This is a genomic window from Streptomyces sp. NPDC053432 (assembly GCF_055585365.1).
In genome coordinates this window covers 612,563-631,754 of the sequence record NZ_JBVJKF010000002.1, presented here as the reverse complement: position 1 = coordinate 631,754, position 19,192 = coordinate 612,563, and the positions used below count along the sequence as shown (strand labels likewise).

15 protein-coding genes are annotated in these 19,192 nt (G+C 72.4%); 6 read left to right on the top strand and 9 right to left on the bottom strand.

Annotated elements, in window-relative coordinates; translation table 11 throughout:
* Positions 1-2: 2 nt before the first annotated feature.
* Together ACZ6Y1_RS05950 and ACZ6Y1_RS05945 are read left to right on the top strand one after the other, a co-directional pair.
* Complete coding sequence (locus ACZ6Y1_RS05950; protein ID WP_469623527.1) at positions 3-392, top strand: DUF742 domain-containing protein; 390 nt, start codon at positions 3-5, stop codon at positions 390-392.
* The gene (locus tag ACZ6Y1_RS05945) at positions 392-1,051 is read left to right on the top strand and encodes a GTP-binding protein (protein WP_469623524.1); all 660 of its coding nucleotides are present in this window, start codon (positions 392-394) and stop codon (positions 1,049-1,051) included. Before ACZ6Y1_RS05950 ends, ACZ6Y1_RS05945 begins: the two co-directional genes overlap by 1 nt.
* A 35-nt stretch (positions 1,052-1,086) precedes the next feature.
* Here the strand turns inward: ACZ6Y1_RS05945 and ACZ6Y1_RS05940 are convergent, their stop codons facing one another.
* Entirely contained in the window at positions 1,087-1,524 is a 438-nt protein-coding gene (locus tag ACZ6Y1_RS05940) for a PPOX class F420-dependent oxidoreductase (RefSeq protein ID WP_469623520.1), read from the bottom strand.
* Positions 1,525-1,640: 116 nt separating this feature from the next.
* On the opposite strand from ACZ6Y1_RS05940, the gene ACZ6Y1_RS05935 reads away from it, so the two are divergent.
* Positions 1,641-2,039: a roadblock/LC7 domain-containing protein gene (locus ACZ6Y1_RS05935; protein WP_365916468.1), complete on the top strand. Its 399-nt coding sequence runs from the start codon at positions 1,641-1,643 to the stop codon at positions 2,037-2,039.
* A 93-nt stretch (positions 2,040-2,132) separates the two neighbouring features.
* The gene (locus tag ACZ6Y1_RS05930) at positions 2,133-2,948 is read left to right on the top strand and encodes a DUF6397 family protein (RefSeq protein ID WP_469623516.1); all 816 of its coding nucleotides are present in this window, start codon (positions 2,133-2,135) and stop codon (positions 2,946-2,948) included.
* On the opposite strand, the gene ACZ6Y1_RS05925 is transcribed toward ACZ6Y1_RS05930, so the two are convergent.
* Genes ACZ6Y1_RS05925 through ACZ6Y1_RS05915 form a run of 3 tightly spaced genes read right to left on the bottom strand, consistent with a single transcriptional unit; the run spans position 2,912 to position 6,784 of the window.
* Positions 2,912-3,313 carry a YchJ family protein gene (locus ACZ6Y1_RS05925; protein WP_384584228.1) on the bottom strand — a complete coding sequence of 134 codons (402 nt, stop codon included), beginning with the start codon at positions 3,311-3,313 and terminating at the stop codon, positions 2,912-2,914. The genes ACZ6Y1_RS05930 and ACZ6Y1_RS05925 overlap by 37 nt on opposite strands.
* Before the next feature lie 8 nt (positions 3,314-3,321).
* The gene (locus tag ACZ6Y1_RS05920) at positions 3,322-4,212 is read right to left on the bottom strand and encodes an acyl-CoA thioesterase (RefSeq protein ID WP_469623512.1); all 891 of its coding nucleotides are present in this window, start codon (positions 4,210-4,212) and stop codon (positions 3,322-3,324) included.
* A 49-nt stretch (positions 4,213-4,261) separates the two neighbouring features.
* Positions 4,262-6,784 carry a DEAD/DEAH box helicase gene (locus ACZ6Y1_RS05915; protein WP_469623509.1) on the bottom strand — a complete coding sequence of 841 codons (2,523 nt, stop codon included), beginning with the start codon at positions 6,782-6,784 and terminating at the stop codon, positions 4,262-4,264.
* Positions 6,785-6,929: 145 nt separating this feature from the next.
* Here ACZ6Y1_RS05915 and ACZ6Y1_RS05910 point away from each other — a divergent pair, with 145 nt between their 5' ends.
* Positions 6,930-7,721: a metal-dependent hydrolase gene (locus tag ACZ6Y1_RS05910; RefSeq protein ID WP_469623507.1), complete on the top strand. Its 792-nt coding sequence runs from the start codon at positions 6,930-6,932 to the stop codon at positions 7,719-7,721.
* Positions 7,722-7,727: 6 nt separating this feature from the next.
* Here the strand turns inward: ACZ6Y1_RS05910 and helR are convergent, their stop codons facing one another.
* The 5 genes from helR to ACZ6Y1_RS05885 all read right to left on the bottom strand — a co-directional run bounded on the left by helR (position 7,728) and on the right by ACZ6Y1_RS05885 (position 17,248).
* A complete protein-coding gene (gene helR, locus ACZ6Y1_RS05905) occupies positions 7,728-9,887 on the bottom strand; it encodes an RNA polymerase recycling motor ATPase HelR (RefSeq protein ID WP_469623504.1) in 2,160 nt (719 codons plus the stop codon).
* 163 nt (positions 9,888-10,050) lie between these two features.
* Positions 10,051-11,832: an ABC transporter ATP-binding protein gene (locus ACZ6Y1_RS05900; RefSeq protein WP_469623501.1), complete on the bottom strand. Its 1,782-nt coding sequence runs from the start codon at positions 11,830-11,832 to the stop codon at positions 10,051-10,053.
* On the bottom strand, positions 11,829-13,679 hold the full coding sequence (locus tag ACZ6Y1_RS05895) for an ABC transporter transmembrane domain-containing protein (protein WP_469623498.1): 1,851 nt from the start codon (positions 13,677-13,679) through the stop codon (positions 11,829-11,831). The genes ACZ6Y1_RS05900 and ACZ6Y1_RS05895 overlap by 4 nt, the downstream gene beginning before the upstream one ends.
* Before the next feature lie 160 nt (positions 13,680-13,839).
* Positions 13,840-16,776, bottom strand: a complete 2,937-nt coding sequence (locus ACZ6Y1_RS05890; protein WP_469623495.1) for an FAD-binding and (Fe-S)-binding domain-containing protein — start codon at positions 16,774-16,776, stop codon at positions 13,840-13,842.
* Between the two features lie 19 nt (positions 16,777-16,795).
* Positions 16,796-17,248, bottom strand: a complete 453-nt coding sequence (locus ACZ6Y1_RS05885) for a MarR family winged helix-turn-helix transcriptional regulator (RefSeq protein WP_469623494.1) — start codon at positions 17,246-17,248, stop codon at positions 16,796-16,798.
* Positions 17,249-17,340: 92 nt separating this feature from the next.
* Between ACZ6Y1_RS05885 and ACZ6Y1_RS05880 the strand changes: the two genes are divergently transcribed.
* The gene (locus ACZ6Y1_RS05880; protein ID WP_469623491.1) at positions 17,341-19,176 is read left to right on the top strand and encodes an ABC transporter ATP-binding protein; all 1,836 of its coding nucleotides are present in this window, start codon (positions 17,341-17,343) and stop codon (positions 19,174-19,176) included.
* Positions 19,177-19,192 lie beyond the last annotated feature (16 nt).

Sequence of the window (19,192 nt, the reverse complement as noted above, 5' to 3'; positions counted from 1 at the left end):
ACATGAACGGCCAGTGGTACGACGCCGACGCGGGCCCGCTCGTCCGCCCGTACGCCATGACCGGTGGGCGTACGAAGCCGGGACCCCACGGGGTCCGCTTCGACCTGATCGCCCTGGTCGCGGTGGACACCGGGGGCGGGGCGGACACCGACCGGGCGGCCGAGTCGCTGCTCGGTCCCGAACACCGGGCGCTCCTCGGACTCTGCCGGTCCGAGACCCAGTCGGTGGCGGAACTCGCGGCCGACGCGGACCTGCCCGTGGGCGTGGTGCGGGTGCTGCTGGGAGACCTGCTGGAGGGCGGACACGTGAAGGTCAGCAGGCCGGTACCGCCCGCTCAGCTGCCGGACGAGCGGATTCTGCGGGAAGTCATCGAGGGATTGCGAGCGCTGTGATGGGACAACACGACAACGGGCGGCCGGGAGCGGGCTCGGCCCCGGACGGGGATCCGGGGGAGGACCCCGAACTGGCCGCGCTCGCGCTGAAGATCCTCGTCGCGGGCGGCTTCGGGGTCGGCAAGACCACGCTGGTCGGCGCGGTGAGCGAGATCCGGCCGCTGCGGACGGAGGAACTGCTGAGCGAGGCGGGCGAACTGGTCGACGACACGGGCGGAGTGGACCAGAAGACCACCACGACCGTGGCCATGGACTTCGGCCGGATCACCATCCGGTCCGGGCTGTCCCTGTACCTGTTCGGCACCCCGGGCCAGGACCGGTTCTGGTTCCTGTGGGACGAGCTGTCGCAGGGCGCGCTCGGCGCGGTGGTGCTGGCCGACACGCGGCGGCTGGAGGACTGCTTCCCCGCGGTGGACTACTTCGAGCACCGGCGCATCCCCTTCGTGGTCGCGGTCAACTGCTTCACGGACGCCCGGCGTTACGGGACGCACGAGGTGTCGCGGGCGCTCGATCTGGAGCAGGGCACTCCGGTGGTGCTCTGCGACGCGCGGGACAAGGACTCGGGAAAGGAAGTGCTGATCCGGCTGGTCGAGTACGCCGGGCGGGTGCACACCGCCCGGCTGCTGGACTCGGTGGAGCCGCAGGCCGATTCGGTGTGAAGCGGCCGGACGGCGGCCTGCGCGGGAGTCCTCCTCTAGTCGGCGATCCCGGCCATGGCGATCACCTTGTCGATCGGGACGCGGACGAGGAGCTCGCCCGGGACGGCGTTGCGGCGCCCGAAGGAGGCGGCGCGCTCCTCGCCCATGTACCGTGCGCCGATCCTGGTCGCCCAGGTGAGCATGGAGCCGGCGTCCTCGTCGTACTCGATGAGCTGCGCCGTGCCCTGCAGCACGACGTAGGAGAACGGCGGCCGGTCGTCGTCCACGCAGAGGGCGACCCGGCCGTCACGGGCGAGATTGCGGCCCTTGACGGTGTCCTTGCCGGTGTTGAAGACGAAGGAGTCGCCGTCGAGTACGAACCAGACGGGTGCGACGTGCGGACTTCCGTCCGCGCGGACGGTGGAGAGCTTGCCGGTGCGGGTGGAGTGGCTGACGAAAGCACGCCATTCCTCTTGAGTCATCTTCTTCGCCATGAGCACATCTGAGCACATCCTCCTTGCCGGAAAGGCGCTGGTGGGCAAGGCTTGCGGGACGACCATGCGGGGTGGGGCGCGGCCATGCAGGCCGCGTCGACGGGGAGGGGCTGGGAATGGCACTGGACAAGCAGCTCGACTGGCTGTTGGACGACCTCACGCGCCGGGTCCAGCAGGTACGGCATGCCGTGGTGCTGTCCAACGACGGGCTGGTGACGGGCGCGAGCGCGGGACTGGCGCGGGAGGACGCGGAACACCTGGCCGCCGTGGCCGCCGGGCTGCAGAGCCTGGCGAAGGGATCCGGACGGCACTTCCGGGCCGGTGAGGTCCGCCAGACGATGGTCGAGTACGACGAGGGTGTCCTCTTCGTGATGGCGGCCGGAGCGGGCAGTTGCCTGTGCGTGCTGAGCGCGGCGGAGGCGGACATCGGCCAGGTCGCGTACGAGATGACGCTGCTGGTCAACCGGGTGGGCGAGCACCTGGGGGTCGCGGAGCGGCGTATCACCGGAGGCTGAACCCGCCGACGGTTGTCCACAGGGCTCGCCGATGTCGTGACGCTGAGTTACGTTCTTCACACAGAGTAATTTCTGCTCGTGGGGGAGACCGTGATGACGCAAATGGAGACCGTGGCGGCCCGGGACGTGCTGGTGGGGAGCGTTCGGGCCGCGGCTGAACTGGGATTGAGCCGCACCCAGTTCGCCAGGGCCGTACAACTGGGGATCGTGCGCGCCGGGCCACCGGCGCGCGGCGGCGCCGCACGCTTCGCGCGGGCCGAGCTGGAGCGGGTCAGGTCCGCGGAGTGCTCGCCCGGCGCGGACGGGGCGGACGGCGCCGGGGCGCTGCGCGAGCGCCTGGAGACCGTGGCGGGAGCGGCGGCCGCGGCGCGGGCGCTGGGCGTCGGCCCGAGCCGGTTCACCCGGCTCGCGCGCTGCGGGCATCTCACCCCCGTCGGCTACCGCGTCAACCGCTACCGGGCGGTGGTGTGGCTCTATCTCACCGCGGAACTGCGCGAGTTCGCGGTGAGGGAACCGGCCGCGCTGCGCGGGAGCGCACCACCGGGTGACCGGGAGCTGATGGCGGCCCACGCGGACCTGCGCCCGCGGAAGTGGCGCGGGCGGCACGTCGGGCTGCAGTTGAGACGGACGGCCGACCCGTGGGCGCGCGCCGCCGTGCTGGCCGCCGTGCTCCCGGAGGACGAGCTGCGGGCGGCCGTGCCCGAACGGGCGGAGCGGATCGTCCTGTCCGCCCTCGCCCCACCGCCGCCGTACGGGCACCCGCAGGTCCCGGCGGCCGCGGCGGTGGCGTCGCGGCTGCTGAAGGCGGACCAGCCGGAGGAGATCCACTGGTACCGCACCAGCCTGGGCATCGCCCTCACCGGGGCGCGCGGTCAGTCGAACGCGACGGGGGAGAGGGGGCCGACGTAGACCCAGGCCCCCTCCTCGCGGGTGAAGGCGCTGTGCTCGTGCAGCGAGCCGGTGTGCCGGCCCTCGCGGTAGTGGGCGCGGAACTCCACCGAACCCTCCGTCTCGAACATCCCGCCGCGCTCGGTCGCCAGGATCTCCAGCCGTTCCCAGCGCTGGCCGGGATCCAGATCGAGGTCGGACGGGCGGGTCGAACTGTGCCAGGAGCGCAGCAGGTAGGCGGTGTCACCGACCGCGAAGGCGCTGAAGCGGGAGCGCATCAGCCGTTCGGCGGTGGGGGCCTGCTGCGCCCCGGAGTGGAAACGGCCGCAGCAGTCCGGGTAGGCGGCGGGCAGCCCGCAGGGGCAGGGGAGGGCCGGGGTGGGCATGGGCGTGCTCAGTTCTTCGGGGAGGGATTCCGGGCGGGATAGGGGCGGAAGAGGCCTTCCTGGACCACGGAGACCAGCAGCCTGCCCTCCAGGTCGTAGATGCGGCCGCGGGCCAGGCCCCGGCCGCCGTGCGCGATGGGCGACTCCTGGTCGTACAGGAACCACTCGTCCGTACGGAACGGCCGGTGGAACCACATGGCGTGGTCCAGGCTCGCCATGTCGAACCCGCGCATCCCCCACAGCGGTTCCACCGGGATGCGCACGGCGTCGAGGAGGGTCATGTCACTGGCGTAGGTGAGGGCGCAGGTGTGAACGAGCGGGTCGTCGCCCAGCGGGCCGACCGCACGCATCCACACCGCGCTGCGGGGATCGGCTCCCTTGAGCTCCTCGGGGGTCCAGCGGAGCCGGTTGACGTAACGGATGTCGAAGGGCTGGCGGCGGGCCATCCGCTCCAGTGCCTCCGGCAGCTCGCCGAGGTGCTCGCGGATCTCGTCCGCGACCTTGGGGAGCGTGTCCGGATGGGGGTAGTGGTGAGGAGGCAGCTGGTGCTCGATGCCGCCCTCCTCCGGGTGATGGAAGGAGGCGGTGAGATTGAAGATCGTCTTGCCCTGCTGGACCGCGGTGACCCGGCGCGTGGTGAAGGACCGCCCGTCGCGCACCCGTTCCACCTGGTACACGATGGGCACCCCGGGGATGCCGGGGCGCAGGAAGTACGAGTGCAGCGAGTGGACGGGCCGCGCGCTTTCGACCGTGCGGCCCGCGGCCACCAGCGCCTGGCCGGCGACCTGCCCGCCGAAGACGCGCTGGAGTGACTCCTGGGGGCTGGCGCCACGGAAGATGTTGACCTCGATCTGCTCCAGATCGAGCAGGTCGACCAGTCTCTCGGCGGGGTTCGTCATCAGAGGATCTCCACGGTCGTTGGCGGGGACGGCGGGACGCGGGTGGTGGTCAGAGCGCGCCGAGCTCGCCCACCGAGGTGACCCGGATGACGGCCCGGCCCTCCTCGTCGGAAGCCGCGAGGTCGACCTCGGCACTGATGCCCCAGCCATGGTCGCCGTTGGGGTCGGCGAAGGTCTGCCGGACGCGCCACAGGCCGTGCGCCGGGTCCTCCTCGATCTGCAGCAGCTTCGGTCCGCGCGCGTCGGGGCCGGTGCCCAGGTCGTCGTACTCGTCCCAGTACCCGTCCATGGCGTCGGCCCAGGCGTCGGCGTCCCAGCCGGCGTCGGCGTCCAGCTCGCCCAGCACGTTGACGTGGTCCAGCGCGGCCAGCTCCACCCGGCGGAACATGGCGTTGCGGACCAGGACGCGGAAGGCGCGCGCGTTGGAGGTGACCGGCTTGACCTGGTCGGCCTTCTCCTGGGCCTCCTCCGCCGTCTCCACCTCCGGGTTCGCCAGCTGCTCCCACTCGTCCAGCAGGCTGGAGTCGACCTGGCGGACCAGTTCGCCGAGCCACTCGGTCAGGTCCTGCAGGTCCTCGGACTTGAGGTCGTCCGGGATGGTGTGGTCCAGGGCCTTGTACGCGCTCGCCAGGTAGCGCAGCACGATGCCCTCGGTGCGGGCCAGCTCGTAGTACGAGGTGAACTCCGTGAAGGTCATCGCGCGTTCGTACATGTCGCGGATGATCGACTTCGGAGAGACCGGGTGGTCGCGCACCCACGGGTGACTCTTGGAGTACACGTCGTAGGCGTGGACCAGCAGCTCTTCGAGGGGCTTGGGATAGGTGACCTCCTGGAGGCGCTCCATCCGCTCCTCGTACTCGATCCCGTCGGCCTTCATCGCGCCCACGGCCACGCCGCGTTCCTTGTTCTGCTGGGCGGCCAGGATCTGGCGCGGGTCGTCCAGCGTGGACTCCACGACCGACACCATGTCCAGCGCGTAGGAGGGGGACTCCTGGTCCAGCAGGTCGAAGGCGGCCAGCGCGAAGGTGGACAGCGGCTGGTTGAGCGCGAAGTCCTGCTGGAGGTCGACGGTCAGCCGGATCGTGCGGCCCTCCGCGTCCGGGGTGTCGAGCTTCTCGACCACGCCCCCGTCCAGCAGCGAGCGGTAGATCGCGATGGCCCGGCGGATGTGCCGCAGCTGGGCCTTGCGCGGCTCGTGGTTGTCCTCCAGCAGGTGGCGCATCGCCTGGAAGGCATCGCCCGGACGGGCGATGACCGACAGGAGCATGATGTTGGTGACCTTGAAGCGCGAGGTCAGGGGCTCCGGGTCGGCGGCGATCAGCTTCTCGAAGGTGGTGTCGGACCAGGCGACGAAGCCCTCCGGGGCCTTCTTGCGGACCACCTTGCGGCGCTTCTTCGGGTCGTCGCCCGCCTTCGCGAGCGCCTTCTCGTTCTCGATGACGTGCTCGGGCGCCTGCGCGACCACATAGCCCGCCGTGTCGAAGCCGGCCCGCCCGGCCCGGCCGGCGATCTGGTGGAACTCGCGGGCGCGCAGCGTGCGGACCCGGTTGCCGTCGTACTTGGTGAGGGCGGTGAACAGCACCGTGCGGATCGGGACGTTGACGCCGACACCGAGCGTGTCGGTACCGCAGATCACCTTCAGCAGACCGGCCTGCGCCAGCTTCTCCACCAGGCGCCGGTACTTGGGCAGCATGCCGGCGTGGTGCACACCGATGCCGTGGCGGACGTAGCGGGAGAGGTTCTGGCCGAACTTGGTGGTGAAGCGGAAGTTGCCGATCAGGTCCTGGATCTTGTCCTTCTCCTCGCGGGTGCACATGTTGATGCTCATGAGCGACTGCGCCCGCTCGACCGCCTGGGCCTGGGTGAAGTGCACGATGTAGACGGGGGCCTGCCGGGTCTCCAGCAGCTCCGTGATCGTGTCGGTGATCGGGGTCGTGACGTACTCGTACGACAGCGGGACGGGCCGGGTCGCGGAGCGGACCACCGAGGTGGGCCGGCCGGTGCGCCGGGTCAGGTCCTCCTCGAACCGCTTCACGTCGCCGAGGGTCGCCGACATCAGCACGAACTGCGCCTGCGGCAGCTCCAGCAGCGGGATCTGCCAGGCCCAGCCGCGGTCCGGTTCGGCGTAGAAGTGGAATTCGTCCATCACGACCTGGCCGATGTCGGCGTACTTGCCGTCGCGCAGGGCGATGGAGGCCAGGACCTCGGCGGTGCAGCAGATCACCGGGGCGTCCGCGTTCACGGAGGCGTCGCCGGTCAGCATGCCGACGTTCTCGGTGCCGAAGAGCTTGCACAGGTCGAAGAACTTCTCCGACACCAGTGCCTTGATCGGCGCGGTGTAGAAGGTGACCTTGTCCTGGGCCAGGGCCGTGAAGTGCGCGCCGGCGGCGACGAGGCTCTTGCCGGAGCCGGTCGGAGTGGAAAGGATCACGTTCGCCCCGGAGACGACCTCGATCAGCGCCTCCTCCTGAGCCGGGTACAGGGTGATGCCCTGGTCCTCGGCCCACGAGGAGAAAGCCTCGAAGAGGGCGTCGGGGTCGGCGTTCGGCGGGAGCTGATCAATGAGGGTCACACCCCCCATCTTGCCTGGCTTCCGCCCGGATGAGGGAACCGGCGGACGGAATGAAGATCACCGACGGTACGCTGTGCCGTCGATGCGGCCCGAACGAACCAGTCGACAGGGCCCGAACAGCACACCACCGGGGCGGGGAACGACCATGATGGGTCCGGCGCACTCACTGTCCGGGGCAGCGGCCTGGCTGGGGGTGGGCGCCGCCACCGCGGCCGCCGGGCACCCGATGCCGTGGCCGGTCCTCGTCGTCGGCGCACTGATCTGCGCCGGAGCGGCCCTCGCCCCCGACCTCGACCACAAGTCGGCGACGATCTCGCGCGCCTTCGGTCCGCTGTCCCGGGGCCTGTGCGAGGTGGTCGACAAGATCTCCTACGCCGTCTACAAGTCCACCCGTTCCAAGAAGGACGCCCGCCGCACCGGCGGGCACCGCACCCTGACGCACACCTGGCTCTGGGCCGTCCTGATAGGCGGCGGCGCCTCCGCCCTCGCCGTCACCGCCGACCGCTGGGGCGTGCTCGCCCTGCTCTTCGTCCACCTGGTCCTGGCGGTCGAAGGCCTGCTGTGGCGGGCCGCCCGGGTGTCCAGCGACGTCCTGGTCTGGCTGCTCGGCGCCACCAGCGCGTGGATCCTGGCCGGAGTCCTGGACCAGCCCGGCAACGGCGCGAGCTGGCTGTTCACCGCACCGGGCCAGGAATACCTCTGGCTCGGCCTGCCGATCGTGCTCGGCGCCCTGGTCCACGACATCGGCGACGCGCTCACCGTCTCCGGCTGCCCGGTGCTGTGGCCCCTCCCGATCGCGGGCAAGCGCTGGTACCCGGTGGGCCCGCCGAAGGCGCTGCGCTTCCGGGCCGGCAGCTGGGTCGAGCTGAAGGTCCTGATGCCGGTCTTCGTCCTGCTGGGCGGCTTCGGCGGCGCCTCCGCCCTCGGCTTCATCTGACCCCCCTCAGGAGCTCGTGAGGATGACGAGCTGCCGGGTCGCCCGGGTCATCGCGACGTAGCGGTCGACCGCCCCTTCGACGCCCTCGCCGAAGTTCTCCGGGTCGACGAGGACCACCAGGTCGAACTCGAGCCCCTTCGACAGCCCCGGCGTCAGCGACCGGACGCGGGACGTCGCCCGGAATCCGGGAGCGCCGATCACGCACGCGATGCCGTCCGCGTTCTCGGCGAGCCAGGCGTCGATGACCCGGTCCAGCTCCGAGAGCGGTCCGCGCACGACGGGGACGCCGCTGCTGCGGATGGCGGCCGGCACGTTGGCGTCCGGGAGCACGGCCCGGATGACCGGCTCGGCCTCCGCCATGACCTCCTCCGGTGTCCGGTAGTTGACGCTGAGGGAAGCCATCTCGATCCGGTCGAAGCCGACCCGCTCCAGCCGCTCCCGCCACGAGTCCGTGAACCCGTGCCGGGCCTGGGCGCGGTCACCGACGATGGTGAAGCTCCGGGACGGGCAGCGCATCAGCAGCATCTGCCACTCCGCGTCGGTCAGTTCCTGGGCCTCGTCCACCACGATGTGCGCGAACGGCCCGGCGAGCAGGTCACGGTCGATGCCGGGCAGCGCGGACTCGTCGATCAGGCTGTCCTGCAGGTCCCTGCCGCGCAGCATCGTCACCGCCCCCTCACCGTCGGCGTCGGCTTCGAGCACCCGGTCGATGACGTCGGCCATCCGCGCGCGTTCGGCGGCGACGGCGGCCTCCTGGCGGCGCCTGCGCTTCGACGCCTCCGGGTCGCCCAGCCGCTGCCGTGCCGCGTCCAGCAGCGGCAGGTCGGACAGCGTCCACGCCTGGGGGTCGGCGCGCTGGAGCCTCGCGACCTCGTCGGGGGCGAGCCAGGGAGCGCACTTGCGCAGGTAGGCGGGTACGGACCACAGGTCCCCGACCAGGTCGGCCGCCTCCAGCATCGGCCACGCGCTGTTCAGGGCGGTGACCAGCTCCCTGTTCTGCCGCAGGGACCTGCGCAGCAGCTGCGGTGAGACGCCGTCCTCCTCCTCGTGCTTGTCCAGCAGGATCGCGACCAGTTCCTCGAAGATCACGTCGCGGGCCTCGTTGTGCGGGGTGCCCGGCTCCGGGGCGTCGAACGCCGCGGCCCAGTCGTCGGGGCCCAGCCAGACGTCCGCCCAGGGGGTCTCGACCGTCATCCCCTCGGCGGGCGGCTCCTCGTAGAGGCCGACGGCCGGCTCGATCGCCCGCACCATGTCCGCGGAGGACTTCAGCCGGGCCGCCTCCGGGTCGGTCTCGGCCGGCGCCCCGGCCCCCTCGGCGACGAGGTCCCGCACCAGACAGGTCTGCACGCCCTCCTCACCGAGACTGGGCAGCACGTCGGCGACGTAGTCCAGGTACGGCCGGTGCGGGCCGACGAACAGCACGCCGCCCCGACGGTGACCGAGGCGGGGGTCGGAGTAGAGGAGGTGGGCGGTGCGGTGCAGCGCCACGACGGTCTTGCCCGTGCCCGGGCCGCCGTCGACGACGAGGGCACCGCGGGATCCCGCCCGGATGACGGCGTCCTGATCGGCCTGGATGGTGCCGAGCACGTCGCGCATCCGGGACGAGCGGTTGCCGCCGAGGCTGGCGATGAAGGCGGACTGGTCGTCGAGCGCCGCGTGCCCCTCCAGCCCGTCGGCGGTGAACACCTCGTCCCAGTAGTCGGTGATCCGGCCACGGGTCCAGCGGTACCTGCGGCGGCTCGCCAGGCCCATCGGGCTGGCGTGGGTAGCGGCGAAGAACGGCTCGGCGGCCGGGGAGCGCCAGTCGAGCAGCAGCCGGCGCCCCGTGCTGTCGGTGAGGCCGAGCCGCCCGATGTACACGGGCTCGGCGCCGTCCGCGCCGACGATCCGCCCGAGGCACAGGTCGAGGCCGAAGCGGCGCAGGGTGCGCAGGCGGCCGGTCAGCCGGTGGATCTCCGTGTCGCGGTCCATCGCCTCCCGGCCGACGCCGCCGGGAGCCCGGCGCGCTGCGTCGAGGCGCTCGGACACCTCCGCGACCGACTGCTCCAGGCTCTCGGCGATGGCCGCGAAGTGCCGCTCGTCGGCGTCGATCAGCGTGGGGCCGGCCTTGGGGGCGAGGTGATCGGGAAGGTCGAACGCGCTGGTGACCGAGGTCGGAACTCGCACTGAGTGGATCTCCCAATTTCCGCAGGATCTGGACCAGGCCGCCGATTCTGCGTCATGATCGGGGCCTTGCCGCAAGCCCCCCACTGCGCTATAAGTTGAGAGTGGCGAGGAGTAGCCATGTGTCCAACTCCCCCCCACCCCCCTCATCACCCCCCCGCGGCGGTCATCCGTGCCAGGACCGCCACAGCGCCGCGTACGCGCCGTCGGCCGCGACCAGCTCGTCGTGCGAGCCGAGTTCGCTGATCCGGCCCCCCTCCACGACCGCGATCACGTCCGCGTCGTGCGCCGTGTGCAGCCGGTGGGCGATGGCGATGACCGTACGGCCGTCCAGCACCCGGGCCAGCGACCGCTCCAGGTGCCGAGCAGCCCGGGGATCCAGCAGCGAGGTGGCCTCGTCCAGCACCAGCGTGTGCGGATCCGCCAGCACCAGCCGGGCCAGCGCGATCTGCTGGGCCTGCGCCGGAGTCAGCGCCGTGCCGCCCGAGCCGACCTCGGTGTCCAGACCGGCCTCCAGGGCCCGCGCCCAGCCGTCGGCGTCCACCGCGCCCAGCGCCGCCCACAGCTCGGCGTCCCCGGCACCCGTCCGCGCGAGGCGGAGGTTGTCCCGCAGCGAGCCGACGAACACGTGGTGCTCCTGGTTGACCAGAGCCACGTGCTCGCGCACCCGCTCCGCCGGCATGCCCGCCAGCCGCGCCCCGCCGAGCGTGACCTCGCCGGTCCGCGGCGCGTAGATGCCCGCCAGCAGCCGGCCCAGCGTGGACTTGCCCGCGCCCGAGGGCCCGACGAGCGCCATCCGGGTGCCCGGCGGCACGGCCATCGACACCTGGTGCAGGACGTCCACGCCCTCCCGGTAGCCGAAGCGGACCGCGTCCGCCCGGACGGCCCGCCCCTGCGGGGAGACGGAGGCGTCCCCCGCGTCCGGCTCGATCTCCCGTACGCCCACCAGCCGGCCCAGCGACACCTGCGCGACCTGGAGTTCGTCGTACCAGCGCAGGATCAGACCGATCGGGTCGACCATCATCTGCGCCAGCAGCGCCCCCGTGGTCAGCTGCCCCACCGACATCCAGCCCCGCAGCACGCAGTAGCCGCCGATCATCAGCACCGAGCCGAGGATCGTCACGAACGTGACGTTGACGACGGGGAACAGGACCGTCCGCAGGAACAGCGTGTACCGCTCCCACGCGACCCACTGCGCGATCCGCCGCTCCGACCGCGCGATCCGCGCCGGACCGAGGCGGTGCGCCTCGACCGTCCGGCCGGCGTCCACGGTCTCCGTCAGGGCCGCCGCCACCGCCGCGTACCCGGCGGCCTCGGAGCGGTACGCCGAAGGCGCCCGCCTGAAGTACCAGCGGCAGCCGGCCACCAGCACGGGCAGCGCCACGAGAGCGGCCAGTGCCAGCGGCGGGGCGGTCACCGCGAGCGCCCCGAACAGCAGCGACACCCACACCACGCCGATCGCCAGCTGCGGTACGGCCTCCCGCATCGCGTTGGCCAGCCGGTCGATGTCGGTGGTGATCCGCGACAGCAGGTCACCGGTACCGGCCCGCTCCAGCACGCCCGGCGGCAGCCCCACCGACCGCACCAGGAAGTCCTCGCGCAGATCGGCCAGCATCTCCTCGCCGAGCATCGCCCCCCGCAGCCGGACCAACCGGACGAAGAACGTCTGGACGGCGAGCGCCAGCGCGAACAGCAGGGCCACGCGCCCCAGATGGAGTTCGCGCGCCCCCGCCGCGAGGCCGTCCACGACCTGGCCCAGCAGGTACGGGCCGACCATGGAGGCGGTCACCGCGGCCGCGTTGACGCCCACCAGCGCCAGGAAGGCACGCCGGTGGCGCCGGAACAGGCCGCGCACATAGCCCCGTACGGTCGCCGGCGTGCCCACGGGCAGGGTCGCGGCCGTCTCGGGAGCCGCCGGGTCGTACTCCGGCGGCGCCACGCCGATCATGCTGATTCCTCGATTTCCGTGAGTGCTTCTTCGAGGTCGGGCAGGGGGAGCCCGGCGAGCCGCTGCTCCTCCTCGGTCTCGCGGGTGACGACCACCCGGTAGAGCGGTTCGGTGCCCAGCAGTTCGCGATGGGTACCGGCCGCCGCCACCGTTCCGCCGGAGATCAGCACCACCCGGTCGGCGCGGTCCAGCAGCAGCGGCGAGGACGCCAGTACCACCGTGGTCCGGCCGGCGCGCAGGCCGGCGACCCCGTCCGCGATCCGCGCCTCGGTGTGCGAGTCGACCGCCGAGGTCGGTTCGTCGAGGACCAGCACCTCCGGATCGGTCACCAGGGACCGGGCGAGCGCCAGCCGCTGGCGCTGCCCGCCGGACAACGACCGGCCGCGCTCGGTGATCCGCGCGTCCATCGAGTCCTCGACCCCGTCCGGCGCCGACTGGAGCAGCGCGTCCAGGACGTCCGCGCACTGGGCGGCCGCCAGCGCCGCGCACGGGTCCGTCTTCCCGGAGGCCGGTACGTCGAACAGCTCGCGCAGCGTCCCCGACAGCAGCACCGGATCCTTGTCCTGTACGAGCACCAGCCGGCGCGCGTCGTCCAGCGCGAGGTCGTCCAGCGCCACCCCGCCCAGCAGCACCGAGGGCCCTGTGCCCGTCCCGGTGCCCGTCCCGGCGTCCTCGGCCGCCGCATGGCCGCCGAGGCGTTCCGCGAGCCGGCCCGCCAGGTCCGGGTCCCCGCACACCACGGCCGTGAACCGGCCCGCCGGGGCCAGCAGTCCGGTCTGCGGGTCGTACAGGTCCCCGCCCGGAGCCGGCGGCTGCGGGGTCCCGGCGCCCGGGGAGCTCGCGCCGGCGTCGTGCCGGGTCAGCGACAGCACCCGGGCGGCCCGCTTGGCGGAGGGGCGCGAGAAGGAGTACGCCATGGCGATCTCCTCGAAGTGCCGCAGCGGGTACAGCATCGTCGCCACCGCGCTGAACGCCGCGACGAGTTCACCGACCGCGATGCGCCCGTCCAGGACGAGCGTGGAGCCGTACCAGACCACCGTGATCAGCAGCGCGCCGGGCAGCAGCACCTGGATCGCGGAGATCAGCGCCCACATCCGGGCGCTTCGCACGGCGGCCCTGCGGACCTCCTGCGAGGCCTCCCGGTAGCGGCCGAGGAAGAGTTCCTCACCGCCGATGCCGCGCAGGACGCGCAGGCCCGCGACCGTGTCCGAGGCCAGTTCGGTGGCCTTGCCCGCCTTCTCCCGCTGGATGTCGGCGCGTTGGGTGGCGCGCGGCAGCAACGGGAGCGCGGCGAGGGCGATCAGGGGCACGCCCACCGCGACGACCACGCCCAGCTCGGGTGCGTAGAACAGCAGGCCGGTGCAGACGAGGACGATCGAGAAGACGGCCGCGAGGAAGCGGGACACCGCCTCGACGAACCAGCCGATCTTCTCCACGTCGCCGGTGGAGACCGCGACGACCTCGCCCGCCGCGACCCGCCGGGTCAGGGCGGAGCCGAGCTCGGCGGTCTTGCGCGCGAGCAGCTGCTGCACACGGGCGGCGGCGGTGATCCAGTTGGTGACGGCCGTGCGGTGGAGCATGGCGTCGCCCAGCGCGATCGCGATGCCGATCAGGACGAGGAGGCCGCCGACGAGCAGCAGCCGGCCCGCGTCGCGTTCGACGACCGCGTCGACCCCCAGGCCCACCGCGTACGGCAGCCCGGCGATGCCCGAGAAGTGCAGCATTCCCCAGGCCAGGCTCTTGAGCTGGCCGCCCAGCTGACCGCGGCCCAGCCACAGCAGGAAACGGGGGCCGGAGCGAGCGTCGGGTACCCCGGGATCCGGATACGGAAGATCGCTGATCTGCATGACGCCCCATGGCTGGTCGAAGGGTCGAAGCCGTGCAAGGTTCGCCTTCCGGATCGGCGCCGGGCAATCGATTTTCCGTGGACCGCAGCCCCTCACGAAGAGGTTTGCGGACATGGAGGGCCACGTAGCACCTGGTCAGACCGGTCGCGCACACCGGCGCTCACGGGCGCGTCGCGCGCTCCAGTTCGAGCAGGGCCGAGTAGTAGGGGCGGCCCGTCGCCCGGTCCATGCCCACCTCGCACATCCGGTTGGCCGACAGGTGCGCGTCGAACTCCCGCGCCGTCACCTCCGCGGCCTCGCGCGCCGTCGCCGAGGCCGTCAGCTCCGGGTGCAGCATGCCCCGGTCGCCCGCGAAGGCGCAGCAGCCCGCGTCGTCCGGGACCACCACCTCGTCCGCGCACGCCGCGGCCACCGCCCGCAGCTGCGCCTCGTCCCCCAGCTGCCGCATCGAGCAGGTGGGGTGCAGCACCGCCGAGCCCACCGTGCGGTGGATCTCCAGGCGCGGCAGCAGCTCGTCGGCCGCCCACACGATCGAGTCGACGACCCGCAGCCCGGCGTGGAGCGCCCGGTTGTCCTCCGTCAGGTGGGGGACCACCTCGTGCGCGATGCCCAGGGTGCAGGAGGAGGCGTCGACGACCAGCGGCAGCCGGCCCCCGGCCGTCCAGCCCCAGGCCGCCTCCACGATCCGGTTGGCCATCACCCGGTTGCCTTCCGCGTAGCCCTTGGAGTGCCAGATGGTCGCGCAGCAGGTGCCCTGCACGTCGCCGGGGATCCACACCGGCTTGCCGGCCCGCTCCGAGACCGCCACCACCGCCTCCGGCAGCGAGGGTCCCGGCCGGCCCTCCGGCCCGCCGAAGATCCGGTTGACGCAGGCCGGGTAGTACACGGCGTGGGCGCCCACCCGCCGGGTCCGGGGCAGCGCGCGGGCGGCGGCGCCGGGGACCTGCGGCAGCCACTGCGGTACCAGCTCCGGGCGTACGGCCTTGCGCGCGGCCCCCGTCACCGACGTCAGGAGGCCGTCCCCGACGAGGCCGCTGATCCTTTCCGCGGCCGCCACGGCCAGCCGGGCCGCGGACTCGACGGCCTTGAAGCGGCGGGCCGCGAGCGCAGCTGCGGCCTCCTCGCGCGGGCCGTGCCGGCGGTGGCGGAAGTCCTTCATCAGCGCGCCGGTGTCGATGCCGACCGGGCAGGCGAGGCCGCAGGTGGAATCCCCGGCACAGGTGTCCACGGCGTCGTAGCCGTAGGAGTCCAGCAGACCGTCCAGCACGGGGGAGCCGGGCTGCTGGCGCGTCATCTCGCGGCGCAGCACGATCCGCTGGCGGGGAGTGGTCGTCAGGTCCCCGCTGGGGCAGGCAGGCTCGCAGAACCCGCACTCGATGCACGGGTCGGCGACCGCCTCCACGCGCGGGATCGTCTTCAGGCCGCGCAGATGGGCGCCCGGATCGCGGTCGAGGAGGACGCGCGGGGCGAGCACCCCGTCCGGGTCGACGACCCGCTTGGTGCGCCACATCAGCTCGGTGGCCCGGGGGCCCCATTCCAGTTCCAGGAAGGGCGCCATGTTGCGGCCGGTGGAGTGCTCGGCCTTCAGCGAGCCGTCGAACCGCTCCACCGTGAGCCGGCAGAAGGCGTCCATGAAGGCCGCGTACCGCTCGACGTCGGCCGGGTCGGAGGCGTCGAAGGCGAGCAGGAAGTGAAGGTTGCCGTGGGCGGCGTGACCTGCGACGGCGGCGTCGAAACCGTGCTCCGCCTGGAGTTCCAGCAGCGCCTCGCAGGCCTCGGCGAGCCGCGAGGGAGGCACCGCGAAGTCCTCGGTGATCAGGGTGGTGCCGACCGGGCGGGCCCCGCCGACGGCGGTGACGAAGGCCTTGCGGGCCTTCCAGTAACCGTTGACGGTGTGCGCGTCCCGGGTGAAGGCGTTGGTGACCGAGGCCGCCGGTGCCACCAGGTCGAGCCCGGCCAGGATCTCGGCCGCCCGCCTCTCGTGCGCGGCGAGGGCCTCCTCGTCCGGGGCGCGGAACTCCACGAGCAGGGCGGTGGTGCCCCTGGGCAGGCCGGCCCAGTCGGCGGGCACGCCCCCGACGGTGACCGAGGCGCGCAGGGTGTTGCCGTCCATCAGCTCGACGGCGACGGCACCCGCCTCGTTGAAGAGCGGCACGGCCGCGGCCGCGGCGGGCAGCGAGGGGAAGAACAGCAGCGCGGAGCAGAGAGCGCGGTCGAGCGGGAGGGTGTCGAAGACGACCTCGGAGATGAAGCCCAGGGTGCCCTCCGAACCGACCATCAGACCGCGCAGGATCTCCACGGGGGTGTTGCCGTCGAGGTACGCGTCCAGGCGGTAGCCGGTGGTGTTCTTGATCTCGTACTTGGCCCGGATCCGGGAGACGAGTGCGGGGTCGGTCTCGATCTCCTTCTTGATGTCCAACAGGCCCTGGCACAGGGCCGGTTCCGCGCGCGCCAGTTCCTCGTCGGCCAGCGGGTCGGCCGTGTCCACGACGGTGCCGCCGGGCAGCACGAGGGTCAGCGAGGACAGGGTGCGGTACGAGTTCCGCGCGGTGCCCGCCGTCATGCCGGACGCGTTGTTCGCGACGACCCCGCCGAGGGTGCAGGCGATGGCGCTGGCCGGGTCGGGGCCGAGGATCCGGCCGTGGCGGGCGAGGGCGGCATTGGCCCGCACCACCGTCGTGCCGGGCCGGATCCGGGCCCGCCGGCCCCCCTCCAGCACCTCGGTCCCGGCCCAGTGGCGGCGTACGTCCACGAGGATGTCCTCGCCCTGGGCCTGGCCGTTCAGGGAGGTCCCGGCGGCGCGGAAGACCACGTCCCGCTGCCGGCCGCGGGCGTACGAGAGCACCGCGGACACGTCGTCGAGGTCCTCGGCGATCACCACCACTTGGGGGACGAACCGGTAGGGGGAGGCGTCGGAGGCGTAGCGGACCAGGTCCGAGACCTTCCACAGCACCTTCTCGGCACCGAGCAGCGCGATCAGCTCACCGCGCAGCGGTTCCGGGGTGCCGCCCGCCCGGTGCCGGGGCACCCGGTCGGGGGAGGGGCCACTGAGGGTGTGCGGGCGCATCGCCCCCGGCTCCGGTTCCAGCAGCGGCATCCGCGACCCCTCGCCTCGTTCAGCAGCGGCGCTCCGCCGGGGCGTCCGACAGCGCGTCGAGCAGACCGCCGAGGACCTCGCGCTGATCGGCGGTCAATGGAGCAAGGATCTCCTCCGCCGCGTCGGTCCGCGCGTTGCGCAGACGGCGCAGCGTGGCGCGGCCGGTCTCGGTGAGCTCGATCCGCACGACCCGGCGGTTCGCGGGGTCCGGCGCACGGCGCACGCACTCCGCCGCCTCCAGGCCGTCCACCAGCGTGGTGACCGCTCGGGGGACCACCTCCAGGCGCGCCGCGAGGTCCGCCATCCGGGGCGGCTGCTCGCCCTCGTAGTGCGAGACGAGGCGCAGCAGCCGACTCTGGGCGGGAGTGATCCCGAGCGGCTCCATGTGGCGCTTCTGGATCCGGTGCAGCCTTCGCGTCAGGCGGAGGAGCTGCTCGGCGAGGAGGCGGTCGGTGTCGGAGGCGGAGCTCATGCCGGGAAGAATATCAGGACCCCGCTCATTGTGAGCATAGGTAACAATGACCTATGCTCCAATGAAAAGCAGCCGACCCCCGGAGGGTGCCCATGCCGCACGACGAACCCAAATGGATCCCGTCGAAGGATCCCCTCGACCCGTCCCGCCCCGCCCCGGCCGAACAGCCGCGGGAGCTGCGCCGCATCGTGGGGCTCTTCCGCCCCTACCGCGGCCGGCTCGCCGTCGTGGGGCTGCTCGTCGGTGCCTCCTCGCTCGTCGGCGTCGCCTCGCCGTTCATGCTGAAGGCGATCCTCGACGTCGCGATCCCGCAGGGCCGGACGGGGCTCCTCAGCCTGCTCGCCCTCGGCATGATCCTGACCGCCGTCGTCACGAGCGTCTTCGGCGTGCTCCAGACCCTGATATCCACCACGGTCGGCCAGCGCGTGATGCACGACCTGCGCACGGCCGTCTACGCCCAGCTCCAGCGGATGCCGCTGGCCTTCTTCACCCGGACGCGTACCGGTGAGGTGCAGTCCCGCATCGCCAACGACATCGGCGGGATGCAGGCGACCGTCACCTCCACCGCGACCTCCCTCGTCTCGAACCTGACGGCCGTCATCGCCACCGTGGTCGCCATGCTCGCCCTCGACTGGCGGCTCACCCTCGTCTCGCTGCTCCTGCTGCCCGTCTTCGTGTGGATCAGCAGGCGCGTCGGACGCGAGCGCAAGAAGATCACCACGCAGCGGCAGCGGCAGATGGCGGCCATGGCCGCGACGGTCACCGAGTCCCTGTCGGTGAGCGGGATCCTGCTGGGCCGCACCATGGGCCGCTCCGAGTCCCTGACGGCCGCCTTCGCCGAGGAGTCGGAGCGGCTCGTCGGCCTCGAAGTGCGCGCCAGCATGGCCGGGCGCTGGCGGATGTCCACCATCGGCATCGTCATGGCCGCCATGCCCGCGCTCATCTACTGGGCCGCCGGCATCGCCCTGCAGACGGGCGCCCCCTCGCTCTCCGTCGGCACCCTGGTCGCCTTCGTCACCCTCCAGCAGGGCCTCTTCCGGCCCGCCGTGAGCCTGCTGTCGACCGGCGTGCAGATCCAGACCTCGCTGGCCCTCTTCGCCCGCATCTTCGAGTACCTCGACCTGCCGGTGGACATCACCGAGCGCGAGGGCGCCGTCACCATCGACCGGGCCAAGGGCGAGGTCACCCTGGAGGACGTGCACTTCGCGTACGACGCCAAGAGCGGGCCGACCCTCTCCGGCATCGACATCACCGTCCCGGCCGGCGGCTCCCTGGCCGTGGTCGGCCCCACCGGCTCCGGCAAGAGCACGCTCAGCTACCTCGTGCCCCGGCTCTACGACGTCACGGGAGGCCGGGTCGCCCTCGACGGGGTGGACGTGCGGGACCTCGACTTCGACTCGCTGGCCCGCTCCATCGGCGTGGTCTCCCAGGAGACGTACCTCTTCCACGCCTCGGTCGCGGACAACCTGCGCTTCGCCAAGCCGGACGCCACGGACGAGGAGATCGAGGAGGCGGCCCGCGCCGCCCAGATCCACGACCACATCGAGTCCCTGCCCGATGGGTACGACACCCTGGTCGGCGAGCGCGGTTACCGGTTCTCCGGCGGGGAGAAGCAGCGCCTCGCCATCGCCCGCACCATCCTGCGGGACCCGCCGGTGCTGATCCTCGACGAAGCGACCAGCGCCCTGGACACCCGCACGGAGCACGCCGTCCAGCAGGCCATCGACAACCTGTCCGCGGGCCGCACCACCATCACCATCGCCCACCGGCTGTCCACCGTGCGCGACGCCGACCAGATCGTGGTCCTCGACAAGGGCCGGATCGCCGAGCGCGGCACGCACGAGGAGCTGCTGAAGGCGGACGGCCGGTACGCGGCCCTGGTCCGCCGGGACCGGGACGCCACCCATTTGGCCGCGGTGAATGTGTGATCGTGTGACCGGCGCA

Coding starts and splice junctions, on each gene's coding strand:
- ACZ6Y1_RS05895 (WP_469623498.1), bottom strand. CDS start 13,679: ATGCAGATCAGCGATCTTCCGTATCCGGATCCCGGGGTACCCGACGCT.
- ACZ6Y1_RS05930 (WP_469623516.1), top strand. CDS start 2,133: ATGACGCAAATGGAGACCGTGGCGGCCCGGGACGTGCTGGTGGGGAGC.
- ACZ6Y1_RS05945 (WP_469623524.1), top strand. CDS start 392: ATGGGACAACACGACAACGGGCGGCCGGGAGCGGGCTCGGCCCCGGAC.
- ACZ6Y1_RS05950 (WP_469623527.1), top strand. CDS start 3: ATGAACGGCCAGTGGTACGACGCCGACGCGGGCCCGCTCGTCCGCCCG.
- ACZ6Y1_RS05940 (WP_469623520.1), bottom strand. CDS start 1,524: ATGGCGAAGAAGATGACTCAAGAGGAATGGCGTGCTTTCGTCAGCCAC.
- ACZ6Y1_RS05885 (WP_469623494.1), bottom strand. CDS start 17,248: ATGAGCTCCGCCTCCGACACCGACCGCCTCCTCGCCGAGCAGCTCCTC.
- ACZ6Y1_RS05910 (WP_469623507.1), top strand. CDS start 6,930: ATGATGGGTCCGGCGCACTCACTGTCCGGGGCAGCGGCCTGGCTGGGG.
- ACZ6Y1_RS05920 (WP_469623512.1), bottom strand. CDS start 4,212: ATGACGAACCCCGCCGAGAGACTGGTCGACCTGCTCGATCTGGAGCAG.
- ACZ6Y1_RS05900 (WP_469623501.1), bottom strand. CDS start 11,832: ATGATCGGCGTGGCGCCGCCGGAGTACGACCCGGCGGCTCCCGAGACG.
- ACZ6Y1_RS05880 (WP_469623491.1), top strand. CDS start 17,341: ATGCCGCACGACGAACCCAAATGGATCCCGTCGAAGGATCCCCTCGAC.
- ACZ6Y1_RS05890 (WP_469623495.1), bottom strand. CDS start 16,776: ATGCCGCTGCTGGAACCGGAGCCGGGGGCGATGCGCCCGCACACCCTC.
- ACZ6Y1_RS05935 (WP_365916468.1), top strand. CDS start 1,641: ATGGCACTGGACAAGCAGCTCGACTGGCTGTTGGACGACCTCACGCGC.
- ACZ6Y1_RS05925 (WP_384584228.1), bottom strand. CDS start 3,313: ATGCCCACCCCGGCCCTCCCCTGCCCCTGCGGGCTGCCCGCCGCCTAC.